At 68.3% G+C, this 20,030-nt stretch carries 19 protein-coding genes and 1 tRNA gene; 5 read left to right on the forward strand and 15 right to left on the reverse strand.

Annotated features, from left to right (window positions below; translation table 11 throughout):
• Nucleotides 1–269: 269 nt before the first annotated feature.
• The 11 genes from PZB77_RS16095 to PZB77_RS16145 form a co-directional block, all read right to left on the reverse strand.
• Nucleotides 270–1,820: a YfjI family protein gene (locus PZB77_RS16095; protein WP_275493297.1), complete on the reverse strand. Its 1,551-nt coding sequence runs from the start codon at nucleotides 1,818–1,820 to the stop codon at nucleotides 270–272.
• Complete coding sequence (locus tag PZB77_RS16100) at nucleotides 1,817–2,731, reverse strand: bifunctional DNA primase/polymerase (protein WP_275493298.1); 915 nt, start codon at nucleotides 2,729–2,731, stop codon at nucleotides 1,817–1,819. Before PZB77_RS16100 ends, PZB77_RS16095 begins: the two co-directional genes overlap by 4 nt.
• Nucleotides 2,728–3,435: a DNA methylase gene (locus PZB77_RS16105; protein ID WP_275493299.1), complete on the reverse strand. Its 708-nt coding sequence runs from the start codon at nucleotides 3,433–3,435 to the stop codon at nucleotides 2,728–2,730. Before PZB77_RS16105 ends, PZB77_RS16100 begins: the two co-directional genes overlap by 4 nt.
• Nucleotides 3,436–3,521: 86 nt before the next feature.
• On the reverse strand, nucleotides 3,522–4,127 hold the full coding sequence (locus tag PZB77_RS16110; RefSeq protein WP_275493300.1) for a hypothetical protein: 606 nt from the start codon (nucleotides 4,125–4,127) through the stop codon (nucleotides 3,522–3,524).
• 11 nt (nucleotides 4,128–4,138) lie between these two features.
• Nucleotides 4,139–4,327 carry a hypothetical protein gene (locus PZB77_RS16115; protein WP_053216670.1) on the reverse strand — a complete coding sequence of 63 codons (189 nt, stop codon included), beginning with the start codon at nucleotides 4,325–4,327 and terminating at the stop codon, nucleotides 4,139–4,141.
• The gene (locus PZB77_RS16120) at nucleotides 4,324–4,623 is read right to left on the reverse strand and encodes a hypothetical protein (RefSeq protein WP_275493301.1); all 300 of its coding nucleotides are present in this window, start codon (nucleotides 4,621–4,623) and stop codon (nucleotides 4,324–4,326) included. The genes PZB77_RS16115 and PZB77_RS16120 overlap by 4 nt, the downstream gene beginning before the upstream one ends.
• Nucleotides 4,624–4,763: 140 nt before the next feature.
• Nucleotides 4,764–6,935, reverse strand: a complete 2,172-nt coding sequence (locus PZB77_RS16125; RefSeq protein WP_275493302.1) for a cell division protein FtsK — start codon at nucleotides 6,933–6,935, stop codon at nucleotides 4,764–4,766.
• Between the two features lie 41 nt (nucleotides 6,936–6,976).
• The gene (locus PZB77_RS16130; RefSeq protein WP_275493303.1) at nucleotides 6,977–7,366 is read right to left on the reverse strand and encodes an RRQRL motif-containing zinc-binding protein; all 390 of its coding nucleotides are present in this window, start codon (nucleotides 7,364–7,366) and stop codon (nucleotides 6,977–6,979) included.
• On the reverse strand, nucleotides 7,366–8,763 hold the full coding sequence (locus PZB77_RS16135) for a hypothetical protein (protein WP_275493304.1): 1,398 nt from the start codon (nucleotides 8,761–8,763) through the stop codon (nucleotides 7,366–7,368). Before PZB77_RS16135 ends, PZB77_RS16130 begins: the two co-directional genes overlap by 1 nt.
• A complete protein-coding gene (locus PZB77_RS16140; RefSeq protein WP_275493305.1) occupies nucleotides 8,760–9,431 on the reverse strand; it encodes a GGDEF domain-containing protein in 672 nt (223 codons plus the stop codon). The genes PZB77_RS16135 and PZB77_RS16140 overlap by 4 nt, the downstream gene beginning before the upstream one ends.
• Entirely contained in the window at nucleotides 9,428–9,745 is a 318-nt protein-coding gene (locus PZB77_RS16145; protein ID WP_275493306.1) for a hypothetical protein, read from the reverse strand. Before PZB77_RS16145 ends, PZB77_RS16140 begins: the two co-directional genes overlap by 4 nt.
• A 497-nt stretch (nucleotides 9,746–10,242) precedes the next feature.
• Between PZB77_RS16145 and PZB77_RS16150 the strand changes: the two genes are divergently transcribed.
• The 4 genes from PZB77_RS16150 (at nucleotide 10,243) to PZB77_RS31255 (ending at nucleotide 14,138) form a co-directional block, all read left to right on the forward strand.
• Nucleotides 10,243–11,109 carry a winged helix-turn-helix domain-containing protein gene (locus PZB77_RS16150; RefSeq protein WP_275493307.1) on the forward strand — a complete coding sequence of 289 codons (867 nt, stop codon included), beginning with the start codon at nucleotides 10,243–10,245 and terminating at the stop codon, nucleotides 11,107–11,109.
• The gene (locus PZB77_RS16155; RefSeq protein ID WP_275493308.1) at nucleotides 11,099–11,800 is read left to right on the forward strand and encodes an HAD family hydrolase; all 702 of its coding nucleotides are present in this window, start codon (nucleotides 11,099–11,101) and stop codon (nucleotides 11,798–11,800) included. Before PZB77_RS16150 ends, PZB77_RS16155 begins: the two co-directional genes overlap by 11 nt.
• 254 nt (nucleotides 11,801–12,054) lie before the next feature.
• Nucleotides 12,055–13,158: a DUF3578 domain-containing protein gene (locus PZB77_RS16160; RefSeq protein WP_275493309.1), complete on the forward strand. Its 1,104-nt coding sequence runs from the start codon at nucleotides 12,055–12,057 to the stop codon at nucleotides 13,156–13,158.
• Nucleotides 13,159–13,433: 275 nt separating this feature from the next.
• Nucleotides 13,434–14,138 carry a DUF6009 family protein gene (locus PZB77_RS31255; RefSeq protein ID WP_343299902.1) on the forward strand — a complete coding sequence of 235 codons (705 nt, stop codon included), beginning with the start codon at nucleotides 13,434–13,436 and terminating at the stop codon, nucleotides 14,136–14,138.
• A 399-nt stretch (nucleotides 14,139–14,537) separates the two neighbouring features.
• Here PZB77_RS31255 and PZB77_RS16170 read toward each other — a convergent pair whose 3' ends face one another.
• Together PZB77_RS16170 and PZB77_RS16175 are read right to left on the reverse strand one after the other, a co-directional pair.
• Complete coding sequence (locus PZB77_RS16170; RefSeq protein ID WP_275493310.1) at nucleotides 14,538–15,554, reverse strand: ImmA/IrrE family metallo-endopeptidase; 1,017 nt, start codon at nucleotides 15,552–15,554, stop codon at nucleotides 14,538–14,540.
• On the reverse strand, nucleotides 15,527–15,850 hold the full coding sequence (locus PZB77_RS16175; RefSeq protein WP_275493311.1) for a hypothetical protein: 324 nt from the start codon (nucleotides 15,848–15,850) through the stop codon (nucleotides 15,527–15,529). Before PZB77_RS16175 ends, PZB77_RS16170 begins: the two co-directional genes overlap by 28 nt.
• Nucleotides 15,851–17,174: 1,324 nt before the next feature.
• On the opposite strand from PZB77_RS16175, the gene PZB77_RS16180 reads away from it, so the two are divergent.
• Nucleotides 17,175–17,249: transfer RNA gene (locus PZB77_RS16180), tRNA-Trp, on the forward strand.
• Nucleotides 17,250–17,299: 50 nt separating this feature from the next.
• Here the strand turns inward: PZB77_RS16180 and PZB77_RS16185 are convergent.
• Both PZB77_RS16185 and PZB77_RS16190 read right to left on the reverse strand, forming a co-directional pair.
• Nucleotides 17,300–18,490, reverse strand: coding sequence for a glycosyltransferase family 39 protein (locus tag PZB77_RS16185; protein WP_275493312.1), 1,191 nt, complete (start codon nucleotides 18,488–18,490; stop codon nucleotides 17,300–17,302).
• Between the two features lie 150 nt (nucleotides 18,491–18,640).
• A complete protein-coding gene (locus PZB77_RS16190) occupies nucleotides 18,641–19,594 on the reverse strand; it encodes a bifunctional DNA primase/polymerase (RefSeq protein WP_275493313.1) in 954 nt (317 codons plus the stop codon).
• Nucleotides 19,595–20,030 lie beyond the last annotated feature (436 nt).

Consider the following 20,030-nt stretch of genomic DNA (forward strand, 5'->3'; position numbering starts at 1 on the left):
CCTTCGAGACGTCTGGTCGCCACAGAAACCACGTAATACACAGAAACCCTGTCCGGGTGGTCTGACCTGCGGGTTTGGTGGTGGGGGTGGGCTGCCACAGAAAGCGCGGGAAGTTCCACAGAAATAAGGGGCCGGTGGGCGGCTCGTATTTGTGTGGTTCTTCTGCGGGTTTCTGTGGCAGCCGCCCCGGGACCGCTCGGGGCGGTGCTGTCCCAGCTCAGGGGTGGTGTGGCGTTATTTCTGTGATTCTGTGGTTTCTGTGGCGGGGTTCAGGCGGTGGGTTCGCTGAGCTGGGGGTGGGTGAGGTAGCGCGGGGAGGGTGGCCGGCCGCGTCCTCCCGTCTTGGCGACGGGTTGGGCCCGGACGTACCCGTGGTCTTCCAACAGGTCCAGGGCGGGGTCCAGGTCCGCGACGGTGGGGAACTCGGCGCGGGAGAGCTTGGTCATGACCTCGCGTTTGCTGACCTCGGCCCACTGGTTGGCCCGAAGCAGGTCCAGGACGGTGCGGGCGCGGTTGGCGGTGTGGTCGGCTCCCATGAGGTCGAACACCGTCAGGGCGTGGCCGGTGAAGTAGTCCGCGAGCTTGATGGCGTCGCGCATGGTGTCGGCGGTGACGGGCTGGGTGTGCCCGTTCTCCGTGTGCGCGGCCAGGTGGAGCAGCCCGGCAAGTCGGGCGGTCGCGCCGCCCAGCTTCGCGGCCCAGTTCCGGATGTGCCCCAGGTCCCCGCCCCGCTTCCGCAGCCGGGGTTCCTGCCGACGCTCGTAAGCGGCCAGGGCCTCGTTGGCCTCGGGGGTGAGCTGGAGTACGGCCGGATCGGTCCAGCCCGCCAGAGACATCACCAGCGAGGTGACGCGTTCCTCGTAAAGGTCGGCCACGTCCTCGGCCAGGGGCTCGGGGGTGACTTCCCGATAGCCCACCAGGTCTTCGGGGAGGGAGTACAGGAACCTGCCCAACAGGCCCCTGTCCCCTGCTCCCTTGATGCGGCTGATGTCTTCCAGGACGGAGGGCTGAACGGTCTGACCCATGGTGAGTGCGGGGGAGTCGATGAACTCCTCCCGCCCCCTACGGTCCACCCGCAGGCGGTCCCCGGCGTGGCCTTTGAGGAAGGGCTCCATGTTGGGGGTGCCGGAGTAGCGTCCGGCGATGATGTCGAAGATCCCGCCCTCGGCCGACATCACCGACAACCTGCCGCCCTGTTCCGCGAGTAGTGAGGAGATGACTTCCGGGGTGGCGTCGTCGGCCAGCAGCCGGGGCTTGTTGGGCACGGTGACGGCCTCGGCGGCCTGCCCGAGGCTGATGGCTTCGGCCATGAGCTGATCGCGCTTGTCGGCGTCCGCGCGGGCTGCCTTGGTAGCCGCGTTGTCCGCGACTTCCTTGGCGAGGCGTGCGGTGAGTTCGGCCTCGATGATCGCCCCGGCCGCCTTGGTGGCCATCAGCTTCTCGCACGTGTAGAGCGGGTCCGTCATCAGTCCGAACACCGCGCTCTTGCGGCTGCCCGGGGGCAGCGCCATGACGACGAACAGGTTCAGCGGTTCCCGCCACCGGCCTCGGACATGGACGGTGGCGCGGCCTCCGGCAGCGGTCGCCAGGACCGCGAGAGCGAGCGACCCCGCAGCATCCACCGACGTTTGCGTCTCCTCCGCGACCCCGCGCACGAAGTCACCGAGCCAGGGAGGGAAGACCTCCGTGGGGAACGCCGGCAGTTCGCGGCGGGCGGTCAGCGGGATCGGGTCGTCCCACGAAGCCGCGGCTTCCTGCTGTGCGCCCTGGGCGTCGAAGTAGGCCCACAGCTCGGAACTTTCCATCGGCTGGGTGCTCATGCCGCGCTCGCCTCCCGTGCGCCGCCACGGACGAGGCCGGAGCGGATCGCGGTACGGCTCTCGGACGCGGACAGGCCGGCCGACTGTCCGGCGCTCATCAGCTCGCTGGTGACGGTGGCCTCGGTCAGGTCCTCGGTGCGGATGAGGCGGGCCAGGGCGTAGGCGGCGAAGTACACCGACCGATTACGACCGCCCTCGCGGGCGGACAGCACCTTTTCCAGCTCCCCGCGCAGGGCGGTGGTGCTGTAGGCGGTGGCGTTGCGCATCCGGGCCGACAACTCGGAGAGAGGCATCGGGGCCGGTGCGGGCGGGGTGGTGAGCAGGTCACCGAGCCACGCAGGGAGGGGGGCGGCCGGGGCTTCGTGAATGACCTCATAGCCCCCGGTGCCGACCAGGCTTCCGGCGCCGACCACGTACCCGCCCCAAGCCCGGGTGTCGACCTTCCAGCCCAGGGTGCCGCCCGTGCTGCGTAGCGTCTTTCCCTCGGGGGCGGTGAAGTACAGGTGCTGTCCGCCACGGCGGGTGCGCACGGTGTACGTCTCGGTCGGCAGCCGCTCACCAGCGCGCTCGCACAGGGCGGCGAACACGTCCAGCCCATCGGCCATGCCCGCCCACTCGGACGGTGCCGTGTCGGCAGAGTCCTTGGGCAGGTCCAGGTCCACCACCACGAGGCCGGCGGGACCGGTGGCGATCCCGACGTTGTACGGGGCCGACTCCCAGCACGCGCGGATGCTGTCCGCGTCCAGGGTGGCCCGCTGCTCCGGGGTGCGGTGACCGTCCGAGCAACGCCCGATGCCGGGGCAGTACCGCTCAGGGTGCCCGGCGGGCCGCTTGTCACCGGGGCGGACGGGGAAGACGGGCCAGCCGCGCGCGGCGGCCGTCAGAGCGGCGTTCAACAGGTGGGTGCTCATGCTGCCGCCTCCTCGGTGCGGGTGAGGAACGCGGTACCGATCCATCGGGTGTAGGCGGGCGGCAGCGCCTCGCGCAGGGCCAGGTGGTCATGGGACCAGCCGATGCCCTTGGCCTCGCGGATCTCCTGCACGGTGGCCTTGCCCCCGCCCTTGCCGTAGGCGGCGACGTAGGGGCCGTCGAAGTATTCGCCGTGCCGCCACCCCCGCACCCTGCCCCGGTGCACGGGGTGCGCCGGCTGCGGGGCGGTCCAGTTGCCCAGCTCGAAGTAGCGGTGCATCAGCACGGCCAAGGAGAACTGCTCACCGCACAGCCGCAGGTCTTTACGGACCTCGGAGCCGGCCACGTTCTCGATGACGTAGGGCCGGCCGACGATGTCGAGCGCGGCCCGGGTGGGCGCGATGAGACGAGGGTGCCGGCGGCCCGTGCGGACGTTGCGGGCGGCGTTCGTGCCCTTGGTCGGCGCTCCCTCTCCCTGGCAGGGGGGCGAGGCGTGGATGAAGTCGAACTCGTGCCCGTGCTCGCGGATGAACGCCACGGCGTCGCCCTGGTGGAAGGCGTCACCGCAGTAGTCGGGCTGGGCCTTGATGTCGACGCCGGTGACGTGCCAGCCGAGATCCTGGTAGCCGCGTGCCGCGCCACCGATGCAGCAGAACGCGTCAAGCACTCGAAGGCGGGATCGCCGGATGGGGGTGGGTTGAGTCATGCTGGGGGTTCTCCTGTTTCTGCGAAGGGACAAGGGAGCCGGGGCGGTCGCGGTCTTGTGGTGAGAGGCGACCGCCCCGGGCACAGCTACTGGTGCTCGGTGGGTGCGGGCAGCTCCGGCAGCCCGGCGCGGGTGAGTGCGGCGGGGTCGTAGCCGGGCAGGGAGGCGCGGGTGATGAGCGCGGTGGCGAGCTGTTCGGCATAGGCCGCCCCGGCGTGCGCCACCTCGATCTGCGCTCCGGCCCGGAGGGCTTCGACGCGTTCGACGTGTGCGTGTTCCTCACGCCGCACGGTGGTGTGCCGTTCGTGGGCGGCGCGGTCGCGGCGGTCGGTGCGCCAGTACCGGGCGGCGATCCCGTACGCCACGGCGGTGGCCACCGCCCACAGCAGGATCGGCAGCGACCATCCATCGGCGTATCCGGAGACCCCCGCGAGTGCGAGCGCTCCGGAGGTGGCGAACGCGGTCCCCGCCAGGACCCCGTCACCACCCCCACGCCCCGTGGCGGCGAAAGCGCCGGCCGTTGCCGCTCCGGCCGTCAGCACGACCATCAACGCGGCGTTGCCGGCGCTGTGTTCGGCTCCGTTGGCGTTCCAGATGCGCCCCAGGATCAACACGGTTGAGGTGGCCACGACCGGGGCGACCTTGGGGGCGGCGTGGGTGAGCCAGTGGTGCTGGGTGAGGGGTTCGTTCATGACGTGACCTCCTACAGGTCCGGGATGGCGGCGACGACTGCGGCGGTGAGTTCGTTGATGGGGCCGGAGGCTCCGGTGGAGGCGAGGAAGAAGCCGAACATGGCGGCGATGAAGGCGGAGCCCCATCCGAGGGTCTTAGAGCGCAGGAGGAAGAACAGGACGAGGCCGAACAGGGCAACGAGGGAGACGGTGAGGGTCATCGGGACTGTCCCTTCGAGGTGGTCTTGAAGGCGGGCTTCCTGGGGGTGTCGGTGCCGTCGCGGTAGAGGCGCAGCCAGAGGTTGTAGAGGTGGCGGCCGACGCGGATGCGCTTGCGCTCGCCCCGGCAGCGGCGGCAGGTCTTGCCGGGCCGGAGGTTGCCGCGCCGGTCCTTCTTGAGCGCGTAGCCGAATCCCTTGCACTTGCGGCAGTCCCCGAACGGGCTTGCCGCGCACAGACTGGCGTAACTGAGGGTGACTATGAGCAGGCAGGCGCTAGCAAGGAGAACGAGGGTCATGGAATGCCTTCCAGGCGGGGTTCCGGGGGTTTGCGCAGGTGGGATGCTAGGTGCGAGATCCCTGTTGGGGGCCGGTTCGGGGTGCTAGCGGGGGTGCTAGACCTAGCAGCGGTGGCTGCTAGGTCTAGCAGCGCCCCGGGTCAGCTCCCGGACCGGCTTCCGTCACGCACCGTGATTGCTTTGGTGATGTCGGCGCGGGCGATGCCCCGGCGGGTGGTGCCCTTGCCCTTGTCGCTGGTGCCCCAGACGTCCTGCGCGGTGACGCCGTGGGGCTTGAGGTTCGAGGTGACCGTCTCGGCCTTCCAGCCGCCGTAGACCTCCGGGCGCAGGGCGGTGAGCCGGGCGGCGATCTTCTCGTTCCACACCTTGTCCTCGTCGGCCGGCACAACCTTGAGGATGTCGGCGAGGAGGTCGAAGGAGGCTTCCCCGTTCTCCGGCTGCTGGCCGATGGCGTGGCCGGTGAGGTTGCCGTACTCCTCGCGCATCTTCCGGGCCCTGGCCACGACCTTCTCCGCGCCGACCGCGTCCACGAACGCGGACGCGACGATGCGGGGGTCGTCGCCCTCACCGGCCATCCAGCAGATGCCACGGTCGGTGCGGGAGAACATCGTGGCCCGGTATCCGGCCTTGTACATCGAGGTGCCCAGCACCATGTCGTTGGCGGGCTGGCCCATGACCTTCAGGCAGAACCGCAGTACGGCGTTGGCGCTGATGCCGGTGGGCAGCGACTTCGCGTCGGGCCGCTGGGTGCCGAACAGCATCGTCATCCCCAGCGCCGGACCCCGCTTGCCCAGGTCAGTTGCGATCTCCTCCAGCTCCGCCCCGTACTTCTCATGCTCGAAGGGGACCTGGCACTCATCGAAACCGGCGACGATCGGGTGCAGCCCCAACGTCTTGTCGTTCGCCAGCTCCGGGGTCACCTTCGACTCCGGGCAGCGCGAGCGCGGCAGGGACTTGATGACCTTCGCCCGCCTGCGCAGCTCCGCCCGCAGCTCCCGCAGCGATTCCAGGACGTAGAGGATGTCCTCGTCCTCATCCCCGGCCCGGTAGCGGTGGCAGACCGGCTCCAGGGCGCCGAAGTCGCCGGTGCCCTTGAAGTCGAACGCGTACAGCTCCGCACGCGGGTCCAGGGCCGCGATCAGCAGGAACAGGCGCATCAGGAACGTCTTGCCCATGCGCGGGATGGACCCGACGATGACGGACGCGAACATCAGGGTCACGGCCACGTCGCCCATGCGCTGGTCGTTGCCGAACACGACCGGCCTGAACAGATCCACGCTGCCCGACTTCAGCAGCGGCCAGGCGGGCTTGGTGGTCTCGTTCATGGGCTTGTCACCCACCCACAGGATCAACCTGCCCTCGTGCTCGGTCGGGTCGGAGGAGGGCCACACACAGCCGACCTTGCGGCGCAGACCGGAGGCGAGGGGCTTGCGGGCCTCCATGATGTCCTCCGGGGTGACACCCCACGGAAGGTCCAGGTCAGCGCGGTATCCGGGCCCGTCACGGGTGATCTCGGAGGTGAAGCGCATCCCGTTCATGTCGCCGCCCTTCTTGATGGCGGCCGACAGCTTGACGTTGCCGATGTTGTCCAGGGCGCGCAGCACGATGGGCCCGGTGAGCTTCTGCAGCTCGGTCTTCAGCACGGCGGGGCCGATGACCGGCTGATCCTGCGGCGAGCCCCAGAATCCGGCGACCAGCACCGCAGCGGACGCCATGACCGCGAGCCAGGCCGGGGCCATGACGTACAGGGTCAGAGCGAGAGCGGCGCCGAAGACCAACCCGACGAGGGTGACGAACGTCCGCAGCCGCACGCGGTGGTCGCGCTGCCGCGACAGCTTCAGGTACTCGGCGGTGTTCTCCTTGTAGACCTCATAGGCCCGCAAGGGCGCGGCCTCCGCGTCCCACATCCACCTGTTGGTCTCCTTCACCAGCCGCGCCACACCCTGCGGGGCACGCAACCCCAACTGGAGCACGTACACGGGAGTGCGGACGCCGTGGAAGGCGGTGGCGTAGAACGCGTTCGACGCGGCGCGCTGGGTGGTGGAGACGAACCCCGGCTTCGAGGTCAGCCAACTCGGCAGGATCGGCAGCCGCTTGTAGGTGGTGACACCCGGGTCGGGCAGGGTGGGCGAGTCGACCGGACGAAGCCGCGGCGGCTCCTCCTCGTCGTCGATCTCGACCGGCGCGGTGGGAACGGACGCTTTGGCCGGTTCCGGGGCCGGGGCGGTGGGGCGCTTGGTGGTGATGTCGAAGACCTCGGCGTCGGGACGCTCGGGCGCTTCGGCCTGTTCGGTGACATGCGTGTCAGACACGGTGAGTCCGTTCTCATGGATGGGGTGGGGATCGCGTCCGGTCAGACGGCGAGCTGCGGGGAATCCGCGCAGGTCACGCACATGCCGAGCGATGTGGGGATGCGGTATCCGGCATCGGTGCGGCACTCGGGGCAGACCTGCCGGGCGGTGTTCGCCTTGGCGAGAGCCGCCCATTTGGCCGGCGTCATCGGCCGGACCGTCTTGGCCAGGTCGATCCGGTAGAGGTAGGCGACGCGGACGGGGCTGGTGCCCTTAGCCCAGTAGCGGCGCGAGCGCCACAGGACCTGTGCGGCGATGTCCTGCCCACCGGGCCGGAGCCCTGCCGCCCTGAGCTGGCGGCGCGTGGCATAGCCGTCCGGGGCCATGCGCCACGGGAACGTGGGCACCCCGTAGCGGGAACCGGTCGGGTCGTAGAAGCGGTGGTTGCCCATCAGGCGGCCTGTGCCTCAGACACCGCCCGTTCGGCCCGCTCAGCCTTCAGCGCGTCCCGCAGGAGGCGGCCGTTGGCCGACGAGGTACGGACCGCCTTGCGGATCGCTTCGGCCGTCAGCTTCTCGTCGGGCCAGTCGGCCGTTGCCGACCGCGCCTCGGTCAGCAGCTCATCCGGGGTGCGGGTCGGCCGGGGTGTGCGGGCCGACTGCGGTACCCGACCGGTCGCCCGGCGCGGACCCGACTCGACAGCGGCCACCGGCCGCAGCACGGGCGGTTCAGCCGACTTCACCGGCTCGACTTCCGCGACCGGTCCGGCCACCGGCTCCGGGGCGACCGCCGGGGCCGGGTCAGCCGACTCGGGGGTCGGGGGCTCGGTTCCGGCGGGAGGGGTCTCGGGGGCCGACTCTTGCAGGTCAGAACCCAACCGATTTGTAATCGACTGAGGCGATTCATCCTGGTTCGGGTTCTGGATCGGGCTGCTCTCCGTTTGGCGACGGAAGAGCCGACCGAACAGGCCCCGGCCAGTGGAGTCCCCGACTGCGGACCGCTGTGCCTGCGCGAGTGCGGCGGTGGACCGGGCGGCCCGCTGGTGGAGTCGCGGGGTCATTCCGGGGGTGCTGGTGCCGGTCTCGATCTCCCAGGCGTGCGCGAACGCTTCCTCGAAGTCGAGTTGACCGAACGGGGCGGCTGAGACGAACCGGTCGGCCAACTGGGCGATGCTCCGGTGTTGACGTCGGCGCTTGCGCTCGTGCCTGCGCCGGGCGCGTTCTTCAGGGCTGTTGGTGTCGGCGGACAGGGTGGTGACCCACTGGCGGATCTCGAAGAGCACCGGACCCAGCAGGGTCACGGCCGCCAACCCGATGCCAGCCGCCTGCCGGTCCGGGGCGGACAGGCCGGGGAGGTGGAGGCCGTAGGTGTAGTTGATCGAGGCGGCGAAGCCTGCCGCTGCGAGGACCAGCAGGCGCAGGAACCAGCGCACCCACCCGGGCAGGTGCCGTTCATCGGCGTAGGCGACCCCGGCGGCCATGACCCACGCCGCGCCCTCGATCGCCAGCGGCAGGGGCAGCAGCATCGGGGAGATCCCCACGAAGTGCAGCACCTGAGCAGGCAGCGATCCGAGCGCGGACGCGGTCACCAGCGCCAGCGTGCCCTTGCGGTAGACATTGCCCGGTGTCAGCGCCTCACCGCGCGCCGCGCGGCGCTCAGCGCGGGTACGGGCCTGCGCCTCGCGGGCCCGTACCCGGTCTGTCTGGCGCTGCTCGTTCAGACGGGAGGCGCGTTCATCGGCCGCCTTCTCCCGCTCGATCCGGCGGGCATCAACCGCAGCGGCATCGATGCGCCGCTGTTCGGCGTCAGCCGCGCGGTCCGCGCGGCGCTCTTCAGCGAAGGCAGTCATGCTGCTGCCCCCGTCCCGCTGGTGGTGCCGGGGCGGCCCTCACGGCGGCCGTTGACCGTCCGCAGCCCGGGGGCCGATCCGGGCGCCGGAGCGATGCTCCAGCCCCCGCCTTCCTGCTTGGTCCGGTACATCTGCTCATCCGCCCGGCGCAGCAGCGCCGACAGCTCGCGGGCAGGTTCCTCGGGGGCGTCGCTGGAGAGCGCGGCACCGATCGAGGCACCCACTGTGAGGTCGCGTCCGTCGTGGTGGAGGGGCGCGGTGATCTCGCCGTGGAGACCTCCCAGCAGCCACGGCAGAGCGGCCGGAGCGGGCAGTGCGACAGCGGCGGCGAACTCATCGCCCCCAATCCGCCCCGCAACCGAGCGGCGGGGGCCGCTGAGCGCGTCGGTGAAACTCGCCCCGGTGGCCCGGATCACGGCGTCTCCTGCCGCGTGGCCGTGGGTGTCGTTGACCGCCTTGAAGCCGTCCAGGTCCACCAGGACCACGGCGACGTGCGGGTGTTGGGTGAGGATGCGGGTGGCCTGCTCCTCGAAGGCGTCGCGGGTCCACAGGTTCGACAGGGGGTCGCGGCGGGCGTTCTCGTACCGGCGGTGCATCCGCAGGCCGTGGACGGCCCACCCGGAGGCGAGCGGCAGAGCGGCCGACAGCGCGGTCAGGGCGTGGCTCATGCCGCTTCCCCCGCCCCGGTGAAACGGCCGGCGGACTGAGCGGCGCGCAGGAAGGGGACGGTACGGGTCAGCGCGTCGGCGTAGAGCGCGTCCCACGCGGCGATCTCGTCACCGCCCTCCCCCTCGGCGGCCAGGTCCGCGATGACCTCGCGGGCCACGTCCAAACGGGCGGCACGCTCCTCGGGGGACTCGTGGGTGAGCGGGCCACGGAACAGGTCACGGTCCAGGCCGAGAGGCAACTCATCGAATCCGAGGGCCATTTCCTCGAACTCGGCGGGGGTAAGCACCTGATGGGTGCCGATGTACGTACGCATGGTGGATCTCCTGAAAGGCGAAGGGGCAAGGTGATCCGGAGCGGTCGCGGTCTTGTGGTGAGAGACGACCCGCCCCGGGATGGAACCCGTAACTTCCGGCTCCCCTCAGCCCCGCCCGTACAGCCGAAACGGCCGGACGGGCAGGGGAGGCAACCGGCGCAGCATGAGGCGCTGCGAACAGGAAGGGGTTGCGCTGTACATCACGCGGAGACCCGCGTGGCCGCCTACTTGGCCGAGGAGAGGCGGCGTGATCCCCATTCAGTTGTCAAAGATCAGCAGCTCCGAGATGAGTGCGGTAACCCTGGATCAGGGCTCCCGTTCACACGGGACTCACCAAGCGCTGATGGGCGCAGAACTGGGTAGAACCGTCCGACCCGGCCTGACCAACCTGGCTAGCCCGGCTCGGATGAGAACAACGTAGCCATCCTGGCTAGTCACGTCAACACCTGACTAGGTTGGCTGTCCTAATCGGCTCAGGAGGTCGTAACATCGAGGGCATGACCTTCACTCCCGAAGCACTGGACCCGGACGACGCCCGGCCGCCGTACGAGCAGGTGGCGAGCAGTCTGAGCGCCGCCATCAGGACTCGGAAGCTGGGCCCCGGAGAGAAGATCCCGTCTCAGAAGGAACTGACGGAGGCGTATGGATTCGCCCGCGCCACGATCCAACGGGCTCTCCGAGAGCTGGAAGACGAGGGGCTGATCGTCTCTCGCAAGGGCAGCGGCGTGTTCGTGCGGAACCGCACCGAACGGCCGGCGGGTCTTCGGCCGTACGTCGAGCAAGCCTTCGCCAGCCAGAACGTGTCGATCGACTTCGCAGGCTTCTCTAGCGAGACGCTCCACGGGGCACTTCAGGAGCCGATCGACAAGATCCGCGTGGGGCGTCTGACTCCGTCAACCATCAACATCCGCATCCTGGTGCCAGACATGTCGGTGCCCCAGGCTGCGCCTGTTCGGCGAGAGGACGGTAGTGATGACCCCCGGCTCCGGGCCCGGATGCACGACATGATGGTGAGCTTCACTCGGAGCATCGCCAACACGATGCATGAACTCAGCGTGCTCGGGCTGGTCAGCGAAGCGAAGGTCAGCGTGCGCGTTCACAGCGGCACGCAGTTCTTCAAGCTCTACTTGATCAACCAGGACGACGCCTTTTTCGGGTACTACCCGATCCGCCCGAACAAGGTCGTCACTCAAGGGGAGGTCATAGAGATCTATGACCTCGTCGGGGCGGAGGCCACGCTGTTCCACTACTCGATGAACGAGGGGGAGTCGTCCAGTGGTGCTCAGCAGGTGAGCCAGGCCCGTATGTGGTTTGACAGCGTGTGGGAGACCATCGGGAGGGACTTTGACCCGGATGGAAAGTAATGACCTCAGGGGCCTGTTCGGGGCCACCAGGGCAGTCCTGTTCGACTTTGATGGACCCATCTGCGATGTGTTCGCGGGGCAGCCAGCCCCCGACGTCGCGCGTCACCTGGCTGCGACTCTGGCGAGCTTCGATCGCTCTCTGGGGGACAAGGCGCACGGCACAGACGATCCGATGCAGGTTCTTCGTCTGGCTCCGCAGGCTGGGGAGGCAGCCTTGCGGGCGATCGAGGATGAGCTGACGGAAGCGGAGGTGAGTGCGGTGCGCGTGGCCGGTCTGCCTGTGTCAGGTGCTGTGACCGCGCTCGAAGCCGCCCGAACGCCAGGCCGGAAGGTCGCCATTGTCAGCAATAATTCGGCTGCGTGTGTAAATGCGTTCCTGCTGCTCCATGGTCTTCTGCCTTTGGTAGACACAGTGGTGGGCCGGGCCCCGTATCAGCCGGAAGCGATGAAACCCGCCCCCGGCTCATTGGTGCGCGCTGCCAGGGAGCTGGCTACTCCTCTGCGGGACTGCACGCTCATCGGGGATTCGGTGACCGACATCGAGGCCGCGAGGAGGACCGGCGGGCGCTCTGTTGGTTTCGCCAACAAGGCAGGCAAGGAACGTGCTCTAGCCGTGGCGGGGGCCGACGTAGTCGTAACCACGATGCTGGCTGTAGCTGATGCGCTGGGCCCCTCCCAGAGGCAGGCTTGACATAGCGAATGCGAGGTGTGCCGTCAAGCGATCGGCCCCTCGTGACATTCACGGCTGACATCAACATCGGCTTACAGCGGGTGCTTCAGGCTTCCGAGACAGGACTGAAACGGCTGGACGGAGCAGGTTCTCTCCAGTAGCCGCGCCGCTCCATGCCTACCCCACCTGTCAGTTCAGTTGCTCCGATCGATCCCGTCGAGCGAAGTGGGCAGAAGCCACGGTTGGTGTCAGACCTATTCACTACGCTGCCCGGCATGGATTCGCTCTTGCGTGAGGTGCTCGATCTCCAGCAGTCATGGACGGCCAAGAAGAACCCCGAGATGGATAAACGCGGTTCCCTGATCTCCTCTCAACTTCCCGCTGAGCTGCGGAAGTCACTACCGCTGCTGGCGTCGGTCCTCGGTGTAGCCGAAGCAGAGGTGGGTGTGGAAGGGAGCAACGGCGCGGGCTTCAATGCCAAGATTCCGTGGGTTCGCGTCTACGAGCCGCGTCGCTCCCCCGGAGCCACGATCGGCTGGTACCTCGTCTATCTCTTCAGCACCACTGGGGACCGGGTCTATCTGTCCTTGATACAGGGCACCACCGTGTGGACCGGAGGCATGTTCGCCCCCCGGAAGCCTGCGGAGCTGCAGTCACGTGTTGACTGGGCTCGCCCGCTGCTGTCGTCCAGCGTCACGAGTCGCACGGACCTCGTCACCTCCCTCACGTTGCAGGGCAATCAGGCCAGGTTGAGCAGTAGCTACGAAGCAGGCAACGTCGTCGCCATCGAGTATCAGCGCGAGAAGATCCCTGAGTCGTCCAAGCTGCTGGACGACCTGCTGTTCATGACCGGCCTGCTGCGAGATGTCTACCGCGCTGAAGACACTGCCTCCTACGTGCCCGGTGATCCTGTCCCCGAGGTGGTGGAGGCGCGGGAGGCCGCGGCACGGACGGCAGGTCGACGGAAGCGGACGGCGCCGGGCCAGGGCTTTCGCTTGTCCGCCGACGAACGGCGCGCTGTCGAGCTGCACGCGGTGCAGATGGCAACCGCCCACTTCGTGAAGCAGGGTTGGTCGGTCAAGGACGTGGGAGCCAAGGAGTCATACGACCTGCTGCTATCGCGGGGAGATGAGCGCCTGCATGTCGAGGTGAAGGGCACTACCTCTGCTGGCGGTCAGGTCATCCTCACCCGTGCCGAGGTCGAGCGTCAGCGAGAGTTGGCTCCGGACAATGCTCTTGTAGTCGTGCACTCCATCATCCTGGATAGGAGCGCCCCAACCAGCATTGCCGGCGGCGGCATCCTGGAGTGCCTCACCCCATGGACCATTGCGGACGAAGATCTGACAGTTGTCTCCTTCGTCTACCGGACAGGGCTTTGATCTGTACGGCTGACACCAACGCAGTCGAGCGAACCCAGACCGGAACCCCCGGTCACGTGCGGCCGATGGTCTTGCCCCTCTGAGCCATTCAGTTCGAACCCCCACGAACGCCCCCGAACGGCCGTGCGGAAAGTTGGAAAGCGTGAGGGATGGAACAGGTGGAAGCCCAGACAGACGGTCCGGGCTCGGGGCACTGGACTCGCGAGTGGGTCTCTCAGGTGTCCGGCTGTCTGGTTGAAGCGGAGCCAGCCTGGGGAGGCTGCGTTTTCAAAGACATGTGGGAGGGGCGGAGCGTGCGAAGTCAACCTGAGGACATCAAGCACGAGGACGAGATCGTATGGACAGAGGACGTCAGCTCATTCGACTACGTCCGCGAGACCTTAGTCGACGGTGTCGGCACTCGGCGGCGTCCCGTCTCATGGCGTGGCCAGGCAGGACGCCGAGTCGGCTACGCACTTCTCAAGTCCAACGCGCCTAGTGACCGGGATGCGCCGGGCATGTTCACGCGGCGCGTGTTCTGGGTGAAGGAGCACGATCGATCCGAACAACCGGACGGGGCTTACAGCTCCGGCGCACCATCGGAAGCGGTCGACCCTCGAACGGTGGCCCCACGGGTCTGTGGGGAGCTAACAGAGCGAGCATGGGGTGGACCTGTAGACGCCACTCCCCCCAAGGAGCGAGCCGCTGCGAAGCAATCACAGCGTGCTCGCCCCTCACGGGTGGCGGCAGAGGCAAGTTCGCCCGAGGCGCCGGCTGCCGTAGAGCAGGGCGTCAAGGAAGCCTTTGCCGACTGGCTACGCTTCCGCGATGTGAGCGTCCCCGAGACACTCGGCGCGGCTGCTGAGGAAGCCTTCTCTCGTTGGCTCTGGGGGAACTCTAAAGAACTGACGGAGGCGATCGCTGCGGCCATCGCCAAGCGAGTCTCGCTTACGGAGACGCCATCCCCCGCAGCTGCCGAAGCGCCCCGCGAACAGAAGTAGCGCCGTCACGCTCAGCGCGGCCGCCCTCCTACCTACTGGCGGACGCGGGCACCGGGCCGTCTCAGTTTCCGTCTCATTCAGTCCCGTTCAAGGGCGGCCGGAGGTGTCCGCGCGCAGCGTGGGCAGACGGCTGTGAACGGGTTCGTACGGACTCGGATCATGCTATGAGCAGCATGAACAGACCTCGAAAGCGAGTGTGGCGTAGCCCGATACCCTGGAGTCAAATCCCACCGCCTCCATCGGTAGGCCAAGGGTCCGACTCATCTGAGTCGGGCCTTCGCTTTGCCCTCCGTCTCAGATGGCCGGCGCTCGTTTCCCGCGAGATATCCGGGCACATCGGCCATTAAGCGCTCAGCGCCAGGCGTAGGCTGATCCAGCCCCTGCTCTGACGGGTCGCCATTAGCCTGCTGCCCTCTCCGCCCTTCTTTCCACGATGGCACGAGCCCTTTTATGCAGATATAGCGGAAACTCGTGATCCGTCAAGATCTCTCGCAAGTCAGAGTTCTCTTGGATTCGCTGCCAAACCACAGAAATGATTGCATTCTCATGCCAATGCAATTCAATGTTTCTAGTCATTCCGCCAACGACGCCATTGATCGACATGGCCTTGCTGTTAGCGCACTCTTCACCGAAAACTCTGAAGCAAGACGACACGAGTATCTGATTTGGTGTGCGCGAGTCCAGAAGCGCACGTTCCTCTTCACCTGAGCGGTCAAGCGATGGGATGGTGATAGCCCAATAGACCGTTCGGCCCTGATGCACAAAATCCTCGACCGTGACGGCTCGCTCAAGAAACCGCTCGATCTCGCATCTATCGAGAGGCGGAGTGCCGGGCCACGCGGTCCCTTGGCTGATAGCGAAAGACTCATCCACGAAAAAAGCGTGCCCGGGGATAAGGTGCCTCGACAAGGCGATTAGACCGGCGTGGGCCGAAATCTCAGCACTAGCCAACCGGTCCAAAACCAACTGCATCGAGTCTCGATCGATGGATGTCAATTCGCTGACCATCGTTGACAGCCAGCGATCCGGAGCGAGGAAACGGGAAGCAAACTCGTTGGCCTCTCGCTCTTGCATACCGCTAACTGCAGCAGTCGCAAATTCGCTGCCGATGGAAATAGAATCGAGCGAACAGTCAAGAGTGCCCGAATGCCAAGCTAGCTCAATATGGGCAAGCTCATGGGCAAGAGTGAAGCGTTCTCGGAGTGGAGGTAGACCACTTCGAACAAAGACTCGTGGCGTTTCCTCGCCCAGCACCGTCACGGCATCACATTCGTGCGCCCAGTCAACATACTCGACCTGTGCTCGGGCCTTGAGGATCGCCTTGACGTCAACGGGTGGTTTTAGGTCGAACTTTTGGACCAGCGTCTTCGCCCTAGTGCGGGCAGCTTTTAAAGACGGCCAGTTTTCTGAAGCCAAGTTAGGACGCCTTCAACTTCGTTAGCAGAGGCTGCGCGGGCAGCAAGCCGGAGCCCGTTGGCAGACTTAACCAATTCATCACTGATGGTGCGCCCGTGCCGATGGGCAGAGACGATGTACCGCAACGTGGTCGGCTTCTCGACCCAAAGACGGTACTCGTCCCAGGTCATGCCCAACCACTCATGCAACTCAAGGTCCGTGTCATCTGCGTCGTGCCAAGCATCGACGTAGGAGTCGATGTCATCGACACCCGCCACGCCCACGAGTGCGTCGTCGACGAATGTAGTATCAGACATCGATCCTCCTTCCCCTGACGGCGGGCTTGATCATTTCTCGCGTAACGGGATGAGCTACACCGAGATGGCGTCCTCGCTTATTGAACACCTCGACCTCACCCCCATGTTCCCCGTCCCAGGTGTAGATGCGCTCCCCATCGGGGGAGTACCAGCGCTTGGATGGGGAGACGAAGCGTGATTTGAGGCCGTGCAAGAAGCAGTCTTCTGGCAAGTTTACCCAGGGCACAGCAGTGATGCTAGCTCCCGTGACTCCCCGGAGCACCCGGTTTGCCTACATCAAGGCCCAAGATGCAAGCTCAGCAGCTGTGCCGCCGGGGCCAGCTACTAGCGCCTCTTGTCCTGTTTTTTTGTTCAGTCCGCTCGTGCCCGCAGTGGTTCGCCGTCGTACGTCGACCCTGGCTGAGCTGCCGAACGATCGCTCATGGACACTCCTGAACAGCCACGCGCACAGCTGGAAAGCGTGTTGGTGATGTAGCGCCGAGGACCAGTCCCGTCGCCAGGCGTGGGCCATGTGCGGGCCAGGCGTTAAGCCTGGCGAGCCGCATCGAAGATAAGCGCAGGTCGGCGCGCTGGTAGTTGGCTAGGGTGCCCGGTCTTGAAAACCGTCGTGGCAGCGATGTCACCGTGGGTTCAAATCCCACACCCACCGCACGTGAACGGCCCCTGACCGGGTGAATCGGTTGGGGGCCGTTCTCGCGAGTACGGTCCGTCGGCGACCGTGACTCTCCCGTTGTCTCCTCCCGGACGGGCACGGGAGGGCACGGTCACCCGGCGACTACTGTTCCGCCATGCCACCTGACCGAGCGAGTGCCCCCGAGACGAATGATGACCCGACAGCGGGTGGTGCGGGCTTCCTGATCATCGGCATGCTGGTCCTCGCCTTCGCCCTCTGTGCGCGTGGGAGAGGGTGGAAGCTGCCGCCGGAGGGCCCGTGGTCGGCACGGACAGCGCTCGTGCAGGGGGCGGCTTCCATGATCTTGGGTCTCGGGATGCTGGTCCATGGATATGCGTGCAGGTGAAACGCACTCCACCACCGCCTACCGCTTACCGCCTCCGCGACCCGAGCCGCCGGACGGTGAGGACACCGAGAGCCGCGAGGGCGAGGAAGGGCATCGCGATGATCGCCATTTCGACGGGGCGCAGTGCTGACAGCATGTCTGTCTCCTCCGCTGCCTGACGGCAGTTGGACGCCACGCGGGCGTGCGCCGCGTGGAGAGGAACCTCGCACACCGCACCTGCTTCCGGAGGCCGAAGCGGAGAGGCTTGAGGAGGTTCTGAGCTTGACCCCCGACTGCGGGCCGCGCGGTCCGGATCACGGCGGGGCGGAGCCGTAGCGCAGAGGTCGTCGCGCGCGGTCCCCAAAACCGCGAGGACACCGGTTCGAATCCGGTCGGCTCCGCCTCTCCGGCCCGTGCCGACAGCGCCCGTCCCTCACCGCGCCCCCCACCCCTACGGCGGCCCCGACCCCGTGAGCCAGAAGGCGCCGTAGACGGCGGAGGCGGTGGTGAGGACGGTGAGGGCCGTCCAGGTGAGGGCGGGCCGGCGTCGGGCCAGGGCGACGGCGAGGGGGATCAGGAGGGGGAACGCCGGGAGGAGCAGGCGGGGTTTGGAGCCGAAGTAGCCGGAGGCGCCGACGGCGAGCAGGGTGACGAGCGCCGAGTAGGCGAGGAGTGGCGGGGGTTGGCGCTGTTTCGCGCCCATGTGGTGCGGCCAGTACGCCAGGAGCAGCAGCGCGACGAGGGCGGCGACGGCGAGGGGGACGGAGCCGCCGGTCAGGAAGCGGGCGAACGCCCAGCCGCCGTCGAAGCCGTTGCCCCACTCGTCCTGTACGTCGAGGTATCCCAGCGGGTGTCCGCGCCGGGCGCCCACCCAGAGGATGTACGAGGCGGCGCCGACCGGTGCGACGAGGCAGCCGACGGCGGCCCGGGTACGGTCCCGGGAGCTGCCCTCCCCGGGGCGGTGGTGGAGCCGGACCGCGAGGAACAGGGCGGCCGTGACCGCGAGTCCGACCGGGCGGGTCAGACCCGCGAGGCTCGCCAGGATCCCGGCGGCCACCCACCTCTCGCGGAGCACGCAGAGGAGCCCCCAGGCGGCGAGGGCGGTGAAGAGGGACTCGCTGTACGCCATCGACTGGACGATCCCGACGGGTACCGCCGCCCACAGCACCACGCACACGACCCCAGCCCGTTCACCGTAGGTGCCGCGCACCACGAGGTGGATCCCCCAGGCGGCGAGGGCGGAGGCGACTGCGGAGACGAGGAGCCCGGCGGCGGGCAGGCTCAGGCCGGTCACCGCGCGGATACCGCGCTCCAGCCAGGGGAGCAGTGGGAAGAAGGCCGTGCTCGACAGGGAGCGGCCGTCCGGCGCGTGCAGCGTGTAGGTGTACCCGTGCTCGGCGACCCGGACGTACCAGAGGGAGTCCCAGCGTTCCGACAGCAGCACGCGCGAGCTCTCGCCGTCCGATGCCGCGCGGACGGTCAGGGCGGCGAGGGAGAACGCCCGTACGCAGAGGAAGAGGGCGACCGCGAGGAGCGCGTACCGGTCGACGCGGAGGGGACACCCCGGACGGAGCCGGCGCCGGAGGGCGTTCCGTGCGGTGCCGCCGTCGTGCTCCCGGGTGGTGGGCGCTGCGGCGGGCATGGGAGGCCGATCTCTCCGGGACGTACGTGACGCGGTTGGCGTGCACCGGTCCTGCGGGCTGCGGAGACCGGGAGAACCCTACTCCCCGCCCGGGCCGCCCCACCGGGCCGGGCGGAGACGGTCCGGCCGGACAGGTCCGGTCCCGGGGCTTCAGGCGGCCTCGGAGCGGCCCGCCGTCAGACGGGCGGCGGAGGCGAGGGTGGCGCGGGCCTCGTGCGCGGCCAGACCGGCGCGTACGGCCGCCTCGGTGAGGGCCGGGGCGAGGGCTTCGCCGAAGCCGTGTTCGTAGGCGCGGCAGGCGGCCCAGAACAGCCGGGTGTTGCGCTCTCCGGCGCGGGCGGCGCGCACGAAGTGGACCAGGCCCTCACCCTGTTCGAGCCCTCGCGGCGGCCGGGGTCCCGCTCTCCCCGTAGCCTCCGCCGTTCCCGCCGTTCCCGCCGTTCCCGCCGGGCGGACCGGGGGTGTCAGCAGGCGGAGCAGGGTACGCGGGCATGGGGCGGGCGGGAGGTTCGCGGTGCCGGGGGCCAGGCGGTAGCTGCCGTACGGGGTGTGCGATCCGGGGCCGATGAGGTAGCCGCCGGTCCCCCGGACGTCGACGCCCGGGGCGAGACGGCTCGCCGAACTGGGGACCACCACGTCCGTGGGAACGGTGAGCCAGAGGTGCCGTCCGCCGCCCGGGGTGAGCACGGTGAGGGTCGGCGGGATCGTGAAGAGGTGCTGCAGCGCGAGTTGGCGGAGCGCCCCGTCCGTCTGCGCGCCCGGGTGTCCGTCCGGCCGCACGGCCGGGCCGACGGCGTCCGCGTCCAGGTCGATGCCGATCAGGCGGTGCGGGCCGCGGCCGCACGCGATGCCGTAACCGGCCGTGTGCGGGGCCGCCGCGAAGAGCGCGCGGACGGCCGTCGGGTCGGTGGTCGCGTCGTGCACCCCGTGTCCGGGCCGGCCACAGCGCCCGGTGCAGGCGGGGCGCGCCGAGCCCTTCGGGTGCGGGGAGCGCAGTGCGGGGAGTTTGGCGGCGGTGAGCGGGATGACGGGGAGTCCCCGCTCCGCGGCGTTCAGCGCGTGGGCCAGGGCCAGGGTGGCGAGCTGCCGGTCGGTGGTGGCCATGGATTCATGTTCGTACACACGTTCGAAGAAGGCAATGGGGCGGGGGGTGACTCTCGGCACCCCCTCCGCTGTCGCCCCTCCCGGCCCGTCGCCTCCTCCCCCCGTCGTGACCCTCCCCGCGTCGTGGCCCCTCGCCCCGTCGTGACCCGTCCCCCGTGGCGACCCCTCGCCCCGTCGTGACCCGTCCTTCCACCCGTCGGGACCCCTCGCCCACCCGTCGGGACCCCTCGCCCACCCGTCGGGACCCCTCGCCTCGATCGACGCCCCTGCCTCCCGTCGCCGCAGTGCCTCACGGTCGCCGGTGCCCCTCCGGGTGCTCCCCCTCCGCAATCGATCGCTGCAGGGGGATTGACCGCTGGAAAAGCCGGGCTTTAGGTTCCAGAAAATTGCGGGTCGATATTCGAAATGTTTCGATCGGCGGCCGGATGTCTGTGCG

This window comes from Streptomyces sp. AM 2-1-1, assembly GCF_029167645.1.
GTDB lineage: Bacteria > Actinomycetota > Actinomycetes > Streptomycetales > Streptomycetaceae > Streptomyces.

Coding starts and splice junctions, on each gene's coding strand:
- PZB77_RS16145 (WP_275493306.1), bottom strand. CDS start 9,745: ATGCGTACGTACATCGGCACCCATCAGGTGCTTACCCCCGCCGAGTTC.
- PZB77_RS16155 (WP_275493308.1), top strand. CDS start 11,099: ATGGAAAGTAATGACCTCAGGGGCCTGTTCGGGGCCACCAGGGCAGTC.
- PZB77_RS16175 (WP_275493311.1), bottom strand. CDS start 15,850: ATGTCTGATACTACATTCGTCGACGACGCACTCGTGGGCGTGGCGGGT.
- PZB77_RS16110 (WP_275493300.1), bottom strand. CDS start 4,127: ATGAACGAACCCCTCACCCAGCACCACTGGCTCACCCACGCCGCCCCC.
- PZB77_RS16130 (WP_275493303.1), bottom strand. CDS start 7,366: ATGGGCAACCACCGCTTCTACGACCCGACCGGTTCCCGCTACGGGGTG.
- PZB77_RS16120 (WP_275493301.1), bottom strand. CDS start 4,623: ATGACCCTCGTTCTCCTTGCTAGCGCCTGCCTGCTCATAGTCACCCTC.
- PZB77_RS16135 (WP_275493304.1), bottom strand. CDS start 8,763: ATGACTGCCTTCGCTGAAGAGCGCCGCGCGGACCGCGCGGCTGACGCC.
- PZB77_RS16115 (WP_053216670.1), bottom strand. CDS start 4,327: ATGACCCTCACCGTCTCCCTCGTTGCCCTGTTCGGCCTCGTCCTGTTC.
- PZB77_RS31255 (WP_343299902.1), top strand. CDS start 13,434: ATGTGGGAGGGGCGGAGCGTGCGAAGTCAACCTGAGGACATCAAGCAC.
- PZB77_RS16105 (WP_275493299.1), bottom strand. CDS start 3,435: ATGACTCAACCCACCCCCATCCGGCGATCCCGCCTTCGAGTGCTTGAC.
- PZB77_RS16185 (WP_275493312.1), bottom strand. CDS start 18,490: ATGCCCGCCGCAGCGCCCACCACCCGGGAGCACGACGGCGGCACCGCA.
- PZB77_RS16150 (WP_275493307.1), top strand. CDS start 10,243: ATGACCTTCACTCCCGAAGCACTGGACCCGGACGACGCCCGGCCGCCG.
- PZB77_RS16100 (WP_275493298.1), bottom strand. CDS start 2,731: ATGAGCACCCACCTGTTGAACGCCGCTCTGACGGCCGCCGCGCGCGGC.
- PZB77_RS16140 (WP_275493305.1), bottom strand. CDS start 9,431: ATGAGCCACGCCCTGACCGCGCTGTCGGCCGCTCTGCCGCTCGCCTCC.
- PZB77_RS16190 (WP_275493313.1), bottom strand. CDS start 19,594: ATGGCCACCACCGACCGGCAGCTCGCCACCCTGGCCCTGGCCCACGCG.
- PZB77_RS16160 (WP_275493309.1), top strand. CDS start 12,055: ATGGATTCGCTCTTGCGTGAGGTGCTCGATCTCCAGCAGTCATGGACG.
- PZB77_RS16095 (WP_275493297.1), bottom strand. CDS start 1,820: ATGAGCACCCAGCCGATGGAAAGTTCCGAGCTGTGGGCCTACTTCGAC.